At 64.6% G+C, this 13,772-nt stretch carries 12 protein-coding genes and 3 tRNA genes; 7 read left to right on the top strand and 8 right to left on the bottom strand.

What is annotated here, in order from left to right:
* Positions 1-9: 9 nt before the first annotated feature.
* From ABFX29_RS10195 to bcp, 3 genes are all read right to left on the bottom strand, one after another.
* Positions 10-966, bottom strand: coding sequence for a 2-hydroxyacid dehydrogenase (locus ABFX29_RS10195; RefSeq protein ID WP_152227114.1), 957 nt, complete (start codon positions 964-966; stop codon positions 10-12).
* Positions 967-1,040: 74 nt separating this feature from the next.
* Positions 1,041-1,125 (bottom strand) — tRNA-Leu (locus ABFX29_RS10190).
* Positions 1,126-1,178: 53 nt separating this feature from the next.
* The gene (bcp, locus tag ABFX29_RS10185) at positions 1,179-1,646 is read right to left on the bottom strand and encodes a thioredoxin-dependent thiol peroxidase (RefSeq protein ID WP_152227112.1); all 468 of its coding nucleotides are present in this window, start codon (positions 1,644-1,646) and stop codon (positions 1,179-1,181) included.
* 147 nt (positions 1,647-1,793) lie between these two features.
* Here bcp and ABFX29_RS10180 point away from each other — a divergent pair, with 147 nt between their 5' ends.
* Positions 1,794-2,300 carry a MarR family winged helix-turn-helix transcriptional regulator gene (locus tag ABFX29_RS10180; protein WP_152227110.1) on the top strand — a complete coding sequence of 169 codons (507 nt, stop codon included), beginning with the start codon at positions 1,794-1,796 and terminating at the stop codon, positions 2,298-2,300.
* Positions 2,301-2,442: 142 nt separating this feature from the next.
* A complete protein-coding gene (locus tag ABFX29_RS10175) occupies positions 2,443-3,279 on the top strand; it encodes a DUF1206 domain-containing protein (protein WP_152227108.1) in 837 nt (278 codons plus the stop codon).
* A gap of 2 nt (positions 3,280-3,281) precedes the next feature.
* On the opposite strand, the gene ABFX29_RS10170 is transcribed toward ABFX29_RS10175, so the two are convergent.
* The 4 genes from ABFX29_RS10170 to ABFX29_RS10155 all read right to left on the bottom strand — a co-directional run bounded on the left by ABFX29_RS10170 (position 3,282) and on the right by ABFX29_RS10155 (position 4,596).
* Entirely contained in the window at positions 3,282-3,542 is a 261-nt protein-coding gene (locus ABFX29_RS10170) for a hypothetical protein (protein ID WP_152227106.1), read from the bottom strand.
* A gap of 196 nt (positions 3,543-3,738) precedes the next feature.
* Positions 3,739-3,811 (bottom strand) — tRNA-Lys (locus ABFX29_RS10165).
* 200 nt (positions 3,812-4,011) lie between these two features.
* Positions 4,012-4,084 (bottom strand) — tRNA-Lys (locus tag ABFX29_RS10160).
* 119 nt (positions 4,085-4,203) lie between these two features.
* Positions 4,204-4,596, bottom strand: coding sequence for a hypothetical protein (locus tag ABFX29_RS10155; protein WP_152227103.1), 393 nt, complete (start codon positions 4,594-4,596; stop codon positions 4,204-4,206).
* A gap of 214 nt (positions 4,597-4,810) precedes the next feature.
* Here ABFX29_RS10155 and ABFX29_RS10150 point away from each other — a divergent pair, with 214 nt between their 5' ends.
* From ABFX29_RS10150 to ABFX29_RS10140, 3 genes are all read left to right on the top strand, one after another.
* Complete coding sequence (locus tag ABFX29_RS10150) at positions 4,811-6,505, top strand: ABC transporter substrate-binding protein (RefSeq protein ID WP_152227101.1); 1,695 nt, start codon at positions 4,811-4,813, stop codon at positions 6,503-6,505.
* A gap of 93 nt (positions 6,506-6,598) precedes the next feature.
* The gene (locus tag ABFX29_RS10145) at positions 6,599-7,603 is read left to right on the top strand and encodes an ABC transporter permease (RefSeq protein ID WP_152227099.1); all 1,005 of its coding nucleotides are present in this window, start codon (positions 6,599-6,601) and stop codon (positions 7,601-7,603) included.
* Positions 7,600-8,541, top strand: a complete 942-nt coding sequence (locus ABFX29_RS10140) for an ABC transporter permease (protein ID WP_152227097.1) — start codon at positions 7,600-7,602, stop codon at positions 8,539-8,541. The genes ABFX29_RS10145 and ABFX29_RS10140 overlap by 4 nt, the downstream gene beginning before the upstream one ends.
* A gap of 93 nt (positions 8,542-8,634) precedes the next feature.
* Here the strand turns inward: ABFX29_RS10140 and ABFX29_RS10135 are convergent, their stop codons facing one another.
* The gene (locus ABFX29_RS10135) at positions 8,635-10,347 is read right to left on the bottom strand and encodes a dipeptide ABC transporter ATP-binding protein (RefSeq protein ID WP_152227095.1); all 1,713 of its coding nucleotides are present in this window, start codon (positions 10,345-10,347) and stop codon (positions 8,635-8,637) included.
* Positions 10,348-10,480: 133 nt separating this feature from the next.
* Between ABFX29_RS10135 and ABFX29_RS10130 the strand changes: the two genes are divergently transcribed.
* On the top strand, positions 10,481-12,151 hold the full coding sequence (locus ABFX29_RS10130; protein WP_152227093.1) for an ABC transporter substrate-binding protein: 1,671 nt from the start codon (positions 10,481-10,483) through the stop codon (positions 12,149-12,151).
* A 97-nt stretch (positions 12,152-12,248) separates the two neighbouring features.
* Positions 12,249-13,745 (top strand): malate:quinone oxidoreductase, encoded by a 1,497-nt coding sequence (locus ABFX29_RS10125; protein WP_152227091.1) that lies wholly within the window; start codon positions 12,249-12,251, stop codon positions 13,743-13,745.
* The last annotated feature ends 27 nt before the right edge of the window (positions 13,746-13,772 follow it).

Genomic DNA, 13,772 nt, shown 5'->3' with positions numbered 1-13,772 from the left:
GCTGCCCGTTCAGTCCTGCTTCCACGGTCCGGGCTGGACCAGGTTCAGGGGTTCCTGGCCGGCGGCCAGCCGCTGTACCTGCCGGCGCAGGAAGCCCTCGATCCGAGGGGTAAAGGCTTCCGAGTTGCCGCCGACGTGCGGGGTGATGATCGCGTTGGTGCAGCCCCAGAGCGGATGGCCGGCCGGCAGCGGCTCGGGATCCACTACGTCCAGCGCCGCGCGCAGCCTGCCGGAAACGACTTCACGCGTCAGCGCGTCCGTGTCCACCACGGCACCGCGGGCAACGTTGACCACCAGCGCCCCGTCCGGCAGCGCGGCCAGGACCCGCTCCCCGATGAGGCCCCGGGTCGCCTCGTTCAGCGGAGTAATGACCACGAGCACCTCGGTGCCCGCGGCCAGCTGCACCAGTTCATCCGCGCCATGGACGCGGCCGCCGTCGTCGTTCCGCGCCGTGCTGCCCACCCTGGTGAGCCGCACGTCGAACGGTGCCAGGCGTGAGGCGATTTCCTGGCCGATTCCGCCAACTCCCACCAGCGTGACCGAGCGGTCCGCAAGTCCGGGGTACCGGTGCGGGTTCCACAGGCCGTGCTGCTGGTCCCGCACGGCTGCATCGATGCCCCGCAGCGAGGCAAGCATCAGCCCGACGGCGAGCTCGGCAGTGGCAGCTGCATGGACCCCCGCGGCGCTGGCTACGGCTGCATCCCCCGCCAGCTCCGGCAGCCCGTCATAGCCGGTGGTCTGCGCCTGGAGAAGCAACAGGTTCGGCACCCGTTCAATGCCCTGCTGCCATTCGTTCCCGCCCGCGTAGGGGGCGACGACGGCGTCGATGTCCGCGTAGTCCACACCCTCGGGATCCCCGTCGAAATCCCAGAGCGCTGCGCGCATCCCGGAAGGAAGCGGCTGGAGTGAATCTAGGAGCTGGCGGGTGGGCACGGTGATGGTGCGCACTTTTTGTTCGGCTGACATGCTTCCCTAGCCTAGCTGCGCTGCCCTCCGGGCAAAGAAAAACACCCCGGCCTGATTGCCGGGGTGTTTCGCTGTGGTGCGCGAGGAGGGACTTGAACCCACACGTCCGAAGACACTGGAACCTAAATCCAGCGCGTCTGCCAATTCCGCCACTCGCGCGCGGCAGGCTTGCCGGTCCCCCGGCGAAAGCCAGCCTTTAGTGTACCCGAGGTTCAGTCGAGACCGAGATCACGCCGCAACTTGGCAACATGGCCGGTGGCGCGGACGTTGTACTGGGCGAGGGAAACTTTGCCCTCGGGATCGACAACCACCGTGGACCGGATGAGCCCTTCGTAGGTCTTGCCGTAGTTCTTCTTCTCGCCCCAGGCGCCGTAAGCCTCGGCCACGGCGTGGTCAGGGTCGGAGAGCAGCGGGAAATTCAGGGCCTCATCCGCGGCGAACTTCGCCAGCTTCTCCACCTTGTCCGGCGAGACACCGAGGACGGAGTACCCCGAAGCAGCAAGCGAGTTCAGGTTGTCCCGGAAATCGCACGCTTCCTTTGTGCAGCCGGGCGTCGCTGCTGCCGGGTAAAAGTAAACAATGACGCTGCGGCCGCGCAGGTCCGCCAAGGACTGGGCAGAGGAGTCCGAAGCCGTAAGGGTGAAATCGGGTGCCGTGTCACCGGGTGTGAGTTTCGACATAAGAGACTGGGCTCCTTAGGTATCAATTGAGCAAAGGCTGTGTCACAGCACGACAGCAGGCTTGCGGTTGGCTATCCTAGACACTGGATTTGTAGGCTATCCGATCAGGCCGCGTGAATCCGCACTCGAAAGGAAGAGTTCAGTTTTATGCCGGATATGGAGCATTGGCCCACCGGTCGCCTCTTATCAACAGCCGCCCGCCTGGTTGAACATGCGTGGAATGAGCGGCTTGTACGAATAGGAGTGACCCACGCGGGCGTTATCGCCCTTGGAGTCCTGGATTCCCAGGGCCCCATGACTCAAGCGCACCTTGCGCAGCTGGTCCGCGTACAGGCACAGACAATGGGCAAGACACTTGCCCGCCTGGAAGCACACGGGCATGTCACACGGGTCCGCAATGACCTGGACAAACGGAGCCACATGGTGTCCATCACTCCGGCGGGCATTGAAGCCCTGCACGAGGCCCAGGACATTGAGCGCACGCTCCTCGACGGCGGGGAGCTGCTCTCCGAAGACCTTCGCAGCCAGCTGCGCACCGTCATCCGTGAACTGGGCAATCCGCGCTGGCACATGGCTGTGGACGTACCGGGCCTGCCCGTACCGCTTGATGCGCCCCTGGGTGTTCCGGTGGACACCGCATCCCGTACTGCCTAGGCTGCAGCGGAAACCCTGTCTTACGCCGGGGGGGCGCACCGAACCGGTGCGCCCCCCGGCGTTTAATCTCCTGCAGGCGCCCGCGCCTGCAGCCCGGTATTACTGTGGGTCACCAGCGGACGACGCCGGGGAGGACAAGGTGATGAGCGCCGAACCTGATCGGGAGGCGGGCAGCGAAACCGCCGACGTGCTGGAAGAGGCTGCCGACAGCCCTGAGCTCGACGTACTGGCACGGTGCGGCTTCGCAGTCCTGGCCCTGCTGCACATCCTCATTGGCTGCATTGCCGCAGGCATTGCCTTCGGCGGCTATGGCCAGGCCGAGACCAGCGGTGCCATAGGACCGCTGGCACGCACAGAGCCCTTCGGCCCACTGCTGATGTGGGCCGGGTGCATCGCCTGTGCCGCACTGGCGCTGTGGCAGCTTGCCGAAGCCACGGTGCGCGCGCGGCGGGCCCCGCTGAAGAAACGGCTGTCCAAGGTTGTCTCGTCCGGGGCTTTGGTTTTCATCTACGGCAGCGTCGCTGCGACGTTTGCCGCCTTCGCCGCGGGGCGGGGCCGGGACTCCGGGGACAGCACCGCCGACTTCAGCGCCGCGGTCCTGGATTCACCCGCCGGGTCCCCCGCACTGAGCGCTGTGGGCGCCCTTGTCCTGGGGATCGGCGGTTACTTCGTCTTCAAGGGTTCCGCACGCCGGTTCCGTCCCGAATTAAGGTACTTCGCCGACACCCGCCGCGGGCACCTGCTCAACGCCCTGGGCGTGGCAGGCCATGTGGGCAAGGGAATCGCCCTGATCCTGGTGGGAGTGCTGTTCATCGCCGCCGCTGTCAACCACCGGCCCGAAGACTCCACGGGGCTGGACGGCAGCCTGCAGGTCCTGCTGCGCTATCCCTTCGGCGCGCCCCTTATCCTCGCCATTGCGGCCGGCCTCATCTGCTACGGAATCTTTGCACTGGTGCGTGCCCGGTGGGGGCGGATGTGAGCCTAGCTGACGGGCACCTCAACCCAATCCGGGCCTCCCTGCCAGCGGACGTGCATACTGGCCGGCGGACGGTAGCCGCCGTGGTGGTGGAGGTGGAATTCCACCCCTTCCTCCGGCGCCAGGTCCATCCCTGCAGGCAGGTCCTGGGAGGTGGCCCCGGTCCGGGCAACGTCGACCATCACCTCATCCAGCGGCCCGCCGCTGGTGTTGCGGAGCACGTAAGTGTCCTTCGCAGGATTCTCGATTCGGACTTCACTGGTCATGGCAGGCTCCCGTTGTTCGCAGCATCCTGAGCCGGCTGGAACCGGCTCCTTATTCCCTGCGATGCTACGGGAGGCGGACCTGCTGCCGGAATGGGTCCAGTGCTTCCGGGCGAGCGGACGGCCCGAACTGCTCGCTGGCATACGAAAAGCCCCGTCCTGCCGGCGGCTGCCTGCGGAACGGGGCTTTCCTCAACTGTGCACCCCCCGGGACTTGAACCCGGAACCCATTGATTAAGAGTCAATTGCTCTGCCAATTGAGCTAGAGGTGCATGGCGGTGATCATGCGGGATGAACTTCCCCGGCGATCAGCACCGGGAAAATACTCTACCACCCTTTTTACGTCCTGCCTAAACGGCTGCCCGCGGCCTCCGCAGCCATGGCAGGCAGCACAGCGTCCACACGGCGGGCAACACTCACAGCACAAAAAAATCCGCCGCCCCGGGGTACCGGAGCGGCGGATTTCATACTGTGCACCCCCCGGGACTTGAACCCGGAACCCATTGATTAAGAGTCAATTGCTCTGCCAATTGAGCTAGAGGTGCGTGGCAGATGCTGAGCTTGTTCGTGCTGGTGAAACCAGCTGTTCGCGCTCGGCAACGACATGAAACTCTACCAGCACTTTTGGACTGGCAAAAACCAAATCCGCCAAGTGAGAGCTGATTCACAACTGTGCGCCGCCCTGGTCCCCGGATCGGTCCGGCGGCACCATGAGCTCCCCCGGCTGGGACTGCCATTGCGGGCCGTTATGGACAACCCAGGTACGGCGCGGACTGCCGGTTCCGGCATCGAGCGAACTGACCTCAACGGTTACGGTCTCCGGCGTGCCCGGCATCCCCTGCCTCCAGTTGGGCAGGTTCGGATCCTTGCGGGCACTGATAGGCACGGACCGTGCCCCGGGAGCCGGGCCGGTCGTGGACCTGCGTGCCCGGGCCACCGTCATGCGCAGCCGTTCCAGGAGCGCTTCTGCTGCCGCAGCCGCCAAGCCCATGGCCGCTCCGGCTGCGAGCGCTGCCAGGGCAGGCCGTCTGTTTCCCGCCGAAGAGGTGCCCACCATTCGACGCTACGGCCGGCCCGCGCGGCTGTCCACACGATCGAAGCAAAACCCTGCCCGACTGTGTAACCGAATTGTGACCGCACACAACACGCTTAGCGTCCCAAAGCATCCCGCCGGTGCCGCTAGGCTCTGGGACTACACATGTGTTCCAGAACACAGCGATGCTTCCGGCCAACCGGCAGGAACGCACCTCACGCCCAGAGGAGATAGAAAAATGACCCTTGCTGGCAGATTCACTCTCAGCCGGCAGGCCCGGCGACGGGCTGCCGCCCTGACTGCCGGGCTGGCCATGAGCGCCCTGGTGCTCTCCGGCTGCGCCGAAAGCAACCGGGACGCAGCGGACGACGGCGCAACAGCCTCCGAGGTTGACGGCACCTTCGTGTTCGCCGCTTCCTCCGATCCCAAGACCCTTGATCCCGCCTTCGCCTCGGACGGTGAGTCGTTCCGGGTAAGCCGCCAGATCTTTGAAGGCCTCGTGGGCGTGGAGCCCGGCACCGCCGATCCCGCACCGCTGCTGGCCAAGTCCTGGGAGACCTCCGAGGATGCCCTGACCTACACCTTCGACCTCGAAGAAGGCGTCACCTTCCACGACGGCACCCCGTTCAACGCCGAAGCTGTCTGCGCCAACTTCGACCGCTGGTACAACTTCACGGGTATCCAGCAGGCCGAAAGCCTCGCCTACTACTACAGCAAGCTCTTCAAGGGCTTCGCTGACAGCCCGGAGACGGCCACGTACGAGTCCTGCGAGGCTCCGGCCGAGAACCAGGCAGTCGTCACGCTGGCCAAGCCCTTCGCCGGGTTCATCGCCGCACTCTCCCTCCCCGCGTTCTCCATGCAGAGCCCGACGGCGATGGAAGAGTACGCGGCCAACGAAGCCTCCGGCACTGCCGAGGCCCCCACCCTGACCACCTACGCCAAGGAACACCCCACCGGCACCGGCCCCTTCAAGTTCGAAGGCTGGGAAGTGGGCAACCAGATCACCCTGTCTGCCTACGAGGACTACTGGGGCGAACAGGGACAGGTCACGGACATCATCTTCCGCGTCATCGATGATCCCAACTCCCGCCGCCAGTCCCTGCAGTCCGGCGACATTGACGGCTACGACCTGGTGGCTCCGGCCGATACCCAGGCCCTGGCCGACGCCGGATTCAAGGTCATTCCGCGTGACCCCTTCACCATCCTTTACCTGGGCATGAACCAGAAGGTCGAACAGCTCGCCGATCCGCTGGTCCGCCAGGCAATCGCACACGCGATCGACAAGGAAGCACTGGTCAACCAGACCCTTCCGGAAGGCACCAAGGTTGCCACGCAGTTCATTCCCGACGTCGTCAACGGCTACAACGAGGACGTCACCACGTACGAGTACGACCCGGAGAAGGCTAAGGAACTGCTGGCCGAGGCCGGCTACCCGGACGGCTTCACGGTGGACTTCAACTACCCGACGGGTGTTTCCCGCCCGTACATGCCGACTCCTGAGCAGGTGTTCTCCAACATCTCCGCACAGCTGGAGGAAGTGGGCATCAAGGTCAACCCGCAGCCGAGCAAGTGGTCCCCGGACTACCTCGACCGCGTCCAGGCCACCGAAGACCACGGTATCCACCTGCTGGGCTGGACCGGGGACTACAACGACACGGATAACTTCGTAGGCGTGTTCTTCGGCCAGGAGAAGCCGGAGTTCGGCTTCACCAACCAGGAGATCTTCGACCAGCTCGAAGCTGCCCGCCAAGTGAGCAGCCTGGAGGAGCAGACCCCGATGTACGAGCAGATCAACGACGACATCGCCAAGTTCGTCCCGGCCGTGCCGCTGGCACACCCGGCACCGTCGCTCGCGTTCTCGGACCGCGTGGATTCCTACCCGGCTTCCCCGGTAAACGACGAAGTGTTCAACCAGATCAAGCTCAACAAGTAGCGGCGAAACGGACCGGGATCCAGCTGGCGCTGGGTCCCGGTCCGTTCTGTCCTTACCTTTTCCACAGCCGTTACCGGCTGAGAAAGGACACTCGTGCTGCGAGTTATAGGCAAGCGCCTGTTAATGCTGATCCCGACCCTGATCGGCTTGTCCATCCTTCTGTTCATCTGGGTCCGCAGCCTTCCCGGCGGTCCTGCAACCGCCCTCCTGGGAGACAAGGCCACGCCCGAAGCCATTGCCAGGATCAACGAGGCCTACGGCTTTGACCGTCCGCTCATCGAGCAGTACTTCACCTACGTTGGAAAGCTCCTTCAGGGCGACTTCGGCGTTTCCACCGTCACCGGACGTCCGGTCCTGGAGGAGTTCGCTACCCGATTCCCGGCCACGCTGGAACTTGCCGCCGTCGCCCTGATCTTCGCGATCGGAATCGGAATTCCGCTGGGCTACCTGGCCGCCAGGCACTACGGCCGCTTCTGGGACCACTCCTCCGTGGTGCTGTCCCTGATCGGCATCACCGTGCCGGTGTTCTTCCTGGCCTTCATCCTGAAATGGCTCCTGGCCATCCAGATCCCCCTCTTCCCCACCGACGGCCGGCAGGATCCGCGGATCAATGCCACGCACGTGACGGACTTCTACGTCCTGGACGGTTTGTTAACCCGGGAATGGGACGCCTCCTGGGATGCCCTGATGCATCTGGTGCTTCCCGGCATTGCCCTGGGAACCATTCCGCTGGCCATCATCGTGCGCATCACCCGTGCCTCCGTCCTTGAGGTCCAGGGCGCCGATTACGTCCGCACCGCCCGGGCCAAAGGCCTGCTGGAACGGACCATCCGCAACCGGTTCGTGCTGCGCAACGCGATGCTTCCGGTCACGACGACGATCGGCCTGCAGACCGGCCTCCTTATTTCCGGGGCGGTGCTGACGGAAACCGTTTTCGCTTTCAGCGGCGTGGGCAGGTTCCTGCGGGATGCCATCTTCAACCTGGACTACCCCGTACTGCAGGGCTTCATCATTTTCATCGCCGTCGCGTATTCACTCATCAACCTGCTGGTTGACGTTTCCTACGGCTTCATCGACCCGAGGGTGAGGGTGCAATGAGTACAGTTCTTCCTCCGGCCTCCGGCGGGGCCGTCCGCCCGGACGAGCCCTCAGCACCGGACACCCGCGGCAGCGGGATGTGGCAGGACGCCTTCCGGCGGCTGCGCCGCAACCCTGCGGCAATCGCGGGCGCCGTGATTGTTGGCCTGTTCATCCTTGTGGCCATCTTCGCACCGATCCTTGCGCCCTACGGCGGTGAGGAACTCCCCGGCCGTACCCAGATCACCCCGACGTCGATTCCCGGACCCGGCGAAGTGGAGGGCTACCCCCTCGGCCTCGACCGGTTTGGCGGTGACGTCCTCTCCAAGCTCATCTGGGGAGCACGCGCTTCGCTCCTGATCGGGGTCATCTCCACGGCCCTCGGCCTGCTGGGCGGCATGCTGCTCGGTGTCATTGCCGGCGGGGTCGGCGGCTGGGTGGACAACGTCATCATGCGGTTCGTCGACATCCTGCTCTCAGTGCCGAACCTGCTGCTGGCCGTGAGTATCGCTGCCGTACTGGGGCAGACACCTTCGGCGGTCATGATTGCCATCGGTGTGTCCCAGGTGCCGATCTTTGCCCGGCTGCTGCGCTCCTCCATGATCAGCCAGCGCGGCGCGGACTACGTCCTGTCTGCGCAGGCACTGGGCCTGAGCACCCGGACCATCACCATGAGCCACCTGCTGCCCAACAGCGTCGGCCCCGTGATTGTCCAGGCCACGCTGACCCTGGCGACCGCCGTGATCGACGCCGCTGCCCTGTCCTTCCTGGGACTCGGCGGCGGGCGTCCGGAGAGTGCTGAATGGGGCCGGATGCTGACCTACGCGCAGAACGAACTGGCGGTGGCGCCGCAGCTGGCGTTCCTGCCGGGTATCTGCATTGCCGTCACGGCTCTTGGGTTCACCCTGCTGGGCGAGTCCCTGCGCGAAGCCCTGGACCCGAAAACCCGGCGCAAGTAGCACGCGGCAGCGCACAGAAAAGGGTCCGTTTCCTGCAGTACAGGGAAACGGACCCTTTTCTGTGCGCCCGGTGAGGGGACGCAGGCTCCGGCGCTAGGACGCCATTTCGTCCTGGATGTTCAGCTCATTGCCCGGAATGGAGGCGAGGAGCTTGCGGGTGTAAGGGTGGCGCGGATTCTGGAAGACTTCCTCCGACGTCGCCGCCTCCACGAGCTCGCCGTCCTTCATCACGCACACGTAATCCGAAATGAGCCGCACCACGGCCAGGTCGTGGCTGATGAAGAGGTAGCTCAGTCCCAGGTCCCGCTGCAGGTCCCCGAGCAGTTTGAGGATCTGGGCCTGCACCAGCACGTCCAGGGCCGAGACAGGCTCATCGCAGACAATCAGTTCCGGGTTCAGGGCCAGCGCGCGGGCGATGGCCACACGCTGCCGCTGCCCGCCGGAAAGCTCGGCCGGGTAGCGGCGCAGCATCGAAGCCGGCAGCGCGACCTGTTCCATGAGCTCGCGGACCCGTGCAGCGCGTTCCTGGCGGTTACCTCGCTTGTACGTCTTCAGCGGCTCTTCGAGGATCCGCTCAATGGTGAACATGGGATCCAGCGAGGAATACGGGTCCTGGAAAATGGGCTGGACGCGCTGGCGGAAATCGCTCAGCCCGGCCTTCTCCAGGGACGCGATGTCTGCGCCGTCGAACGTCATTGATCCGCTGGTCGGTTCGATCAGCTTCAGCAGCATGCGCGCCGTCGTCGTCTTTCCGGAGCCCGACTCCCCCACGATCGCGACGGTCCTTCCCCGCGGAATCTCCAGGCTGACGTTCTTCACCGCGTGGAAGTCCCCGGACTTGCCGCGGATCTTGTAAACCTTGTTGAGGTCGCGGATTTCAACGATATTGTCCGGAGCAGTTCCCGGTTCCGCTGCTCCGGCAGGGCTTTCCGGCGCGTCCTCCACTGCGGAGAGCCGCTCAGCGGCAGGAGCCGCGAAAGCTCCGGGACGCAGCCGGACGGCGGCGACGCTGGGCGCAGCGGCGACCAGCGACTGGGTGTACGGATGCTGGGGATCTTCAAGGAGCTGGCGTGCCGGGCCCGTTTCAACTACTTCCCCGCGGTGCATCACCACCAGGTCCGAGGCACGTTCCGCGGCCAGGCCAAGATCGTGCGTAATGAGCAGCACGGAAGTGCCAAGTTCATCGGTCATCCGTCCGATCTGGTCCAGGATGGTCCGCTGCACCGTCACGTCCAGTGCGCTGGTGGGTTCATCGGCGATTAGCAGGCGCGGACGGCACGCGAGGCCAATGGCAATCAGCGCCCGCTGGCGCATGCCGCCGGAGAATTCGTGGGGATACTGCTTAGCGCGCTCGGCGGCGTCGGGCAGTCCAGCCGCGGTCAGCACCTCGATGACCTTGCGGTCAACATCCTTGGAAGTGGCCATGCCGTGCACCAGGAGCGTCTCGGCCACCTGAGTGCCAATCTTGGTCACGGGGTTGAGGTTGGACATGGGGTCCTGGGGCACCAGGCCAATCGACCGGCCGCGGATCGCGCGCATCTTTGATTCGGGCAGTCCCACCAGTTCTTTGCCGTCAAAACGGATACTGCCTGAAGAGACTTTTCCGTTGCCCGGCAGCAGCCCGATCACCGCCATCGCCGTCGTGGATTTACCGGAACCGGATTCACCCACGATCGCCAGGGTTTTCCCGGCACCGAGGCTGAATCCGGCCTTGCGTACCGCCTGCACCGGGCCATCCATGGTTTGGAAGCCGACAGCGAGATCGGTCACTTCGAGCAGCGGAGATTCAGGGCTGGTTTCAGTCATTTCCATATCCTGCCTTACCAAAGCCCTGTTGTGAGGCAACTCTCACCCGCCTTTACCGGTTTTTTATCATTTAGACTAAGAAATCCACCGCCCAGGCCGGGATGGTGCCTGCCTCGAGGAGAACCCAGCAGCTGTGACTAAATCCGCCACGCGGCGCTCCGTGATCAAAGCTTCAGCGATTGCCGCCGCTCTTGCCCTGACCGGGTGCACCGCTGCCCGGCCGGAGGAAGAATCCCCGAGCGGTTCACCTTCTGCCTCTGCTGCGGGCGGACCTGCTGCCGCCTTTACCTTTGCCACTGCCGCACGTCCGTCCGGACTGGATCCGTTCCTGGCAGTGGACACTGAATCCCATCGGGTGACCCGGCAGATCATGGAAACCCTGGTTGGCATGGACCCCCTAACCTCAGCCCCGGTGCCTGCCCTGGCCGAGGAATGGAACGAGTCCGATGACGGGCGGACCTACGAGTTCACCCTGCGCCGCGGCGTCACCTTCCATGACGGCACCCCGTTCAACGCCGAGGCGGTCTGTGCGAACTTCGACCGCTGGTACAACCTGCCTGCCTCCGCGCGGGGGCCGGAAGTGCTGATGTTCAGCTCGGTGTTCAGGGGATTTGCCGATACGCCGGACCTTTCGGCCTTCAAATCCTGCGTCCCTTCCGGGGAATTCACTTTCCGGCTGGAACTCCACACACGCCTGCCCGGCCTCATCGCCGCACTGGCATCCCCGGAGTTCGCCATCTCTTCCCCGAAGGCCCTTGCCGACGGAAACGCAGACGAGCTCACTGAGGAGCGCAACGGAACGCGGCTCTCTGCCTATGCCCAGCACCCGGTCGGCACCGGCCCGTTTATGTTCTCCAGCTGGGAAGAGGACGAGCTTGCCTTGGTTTCCTACCCCGGTTACTGGGGAGAGCCCGGCCAGATCCGCGACCTGGTGTTCCGCACGATCACCAGCCCGGAGTCCAGGCTCCGTGCCCTAAAGAGCGGCGAAGTGGACGGCTACGACCTGGTGACCGTCTCCGACGTGGGCGAGCTCGCCCGTGCCGGCATGCAGATCCTGCAGCGGGACCCCTATTCAATCCTCTATCTGGGCATCAACCAGAACTTCCCCGGGCTGGATGAGCCCAAGATGCGCCAGGCCATTGCCCACGCCATTGATAAGCCTGCACTGCTGGAAGGCCTGTTCCTGAACGGCAGCAAGTCGGCCAACCAGTTCCTTCCCGAAAAGCTCGGACTGCGCTCGGAGAACGTCACCAATTACGGCCACAACCCGGAGCGGGCCAAGGAACTGCTCGAAGAAGCAGGGTATGCAGGCGAAGAGCTCCCGTTCTTCTATCCGCGCCGGGTCACCCGCGCCTACCTGCCCAACCCGGAGAAGGTCTACGCCGAACTCAGCCGGCAGCTGACAGCTGCAGGGTTCAACATCCGCCCGGTGCCGTTGGAATGGTCAGAGGGCTATCTGGAAGCCGTCTCCAGGAACGGAGACCGTGCCCTGCACCTCTCGGGGCTCTCGGGCAGCTATATGGATGCGGACAACTTTGTCGGCCCGCTGTTCGGTGCCTACACGGAGGAATTCGGGTACGACGACGCCCAGCTCTTCACCAAGGTTGACCGCGCCCGCACGCTGGCCGACTCCGAAGAGCGTGCGGAGGCCTACCGGTCGATTTCGGACCGGATTTCCACCCGGGTCCCCGCAGTTCCGCTGGCATTCCCCATCTCAACGCTGGCTGTCTCACCCCGCGTCTCCCAGTACCCGACCTCCCCAGTTCTGAATGAGGTCTTCAACGGCATCCGCCTCACGGACTAGCGTGGTACTTCCGGCGGGGTGGTATACCGGCGGGAATTTTAGTAAGCACCACCGGGAGAGATAGTCTTCTAAGGCTAGCGTCCACGTGACTGGAGATATGAAGTTGAGTGCTGAGAGCCCGGCGGAGAAGTCCGCAAACAGAACTGATGTACTGCTGATCGGCGGCGGCATCATGAGCGCGACCCTCGGGGCGTTCCTGAAGCAGCTGGCACCGGACTGGGACATTTCCCTCTATGAGCGGATGGACCGCGCCGGAACCGAGAGCTCCGACCCCTGGAACAACGCCGGCACCGGCCACGCGGCACTGTGCGAGCTGAACTACAGCCCGGCGGGCCCGGACGGCACCGTTGACCCGGCGAAGGCGATCGGCATCAACGAGCAGTTCCAGGTCTCCCGGCAGTTCTGGTCCCATCTGGTGGAGCAGGGCCATATCTCCGGCAGCTTTATCAATCCGCTGCCGCACATGAGCTTTGTCTGGGGAGATGCGCACTCGGACTACCTGCGCAAGCGCTACGAATCCCTCAGCGCCCAGCCGCTGTTCAAGACCATGGAGTTCTCCGAGGACCACGGCAAGATCGCCGAGTGGGCCCCCCTGCTGATGCAGGGCCGCGACTCAGGCCAGCGCGTTGCTGCGTCCCGCGTCGCCGGCGGCACCGACGTCGACTTCGGTGCCCTCACCCGCGAACTGGTGAACTTCCTCGGAGCCAACGGCGCTGACCTCAACTTCGGCCACGAAGTTACCAACCTCACCCGGAACTCGGGCGGCGGCTGGGACGTGACGGTCCGAAACCGCGCCACCAAGGTTTCCAAGACCGTCTCGGCCCGCTTCGTCTTCATCGGCGGAGGCGGGGGCGCCCTGCACCTGCTGCAGCGCTCAGGCATTCCCGAAGGCAAGGGCTTCGGCGGCTTCCCCGTCTCCGGGCAGTTCCTGCGCTCCACTGATGAGTCGATCATCTCCGCCCACAACGCGAAGGTTTACGGCCAGGCATCGGTCGGCGCTCCCCCCATGTCCGTCCCGCACCTGGACACCCGGTTCGTGGACGGAAAGAAGTCCCTGCTGTTCGGTCCGTACGGCGGCTTCTCCCCCAAGTTCCTCAAGAACGGCTCCCTGACCGACCTGCCGTTCTCCGTCCGACCACACAACCTGGTGCCCATGCTGGCGGTGGCAAAGGACAATATGTCCCTGGTGAAGTACCTCGTCACCGAGGTACTGAAGTCACGCGAGGGCAAGACCAAGGCGCTGCGCGAGTTCTACCCCGAGGCCGTTACCCAGGGCTGGGACCTCATCACGGCCGGCCAGCGTGTGCAGGTCATCAAGAAGGACCCGAAGAGCGGAGGCGTGCTGCAGTTCGGCACCGAGCTCATCACCTCCGCGGACGGCACGGTAGGCGCACTGCTGGGCGCTTCCCCCGGAGCCTCCACTGCCCCGCCCATCATGATCAACCTGATGAAGCGCTGCTTCCCGGCAGAGTTCCCGGCCTGGGAAGCGAAGATCAAGGAAATGATCCCCGGTTACGGCGTCAAGCTCAATGAGAATGAGTCCCTGGCCGACGAAATCATTGCCGAGACCAACCGTGTGCTGAAGCTGGCCTAGGAGGCCCCGCACCCCTACGGTGTCCCG

This window comes from Arthrobacter gandavensis (genome assembly GCF_039528575.1).
GTDB classification, from domain to species: domain Bacteria; phylum Actinomycetota; class Actinomycetes; order Actinomycetales; family Micrococcaceae; genus Arthrobacter_B; species Arthrobacter_B citreus_B.
The sequence above is the reverse complement of the archived record's forward strand: the minus strand, read 5'-3'. Positions and strand labels throughout refer to the sequence as shown.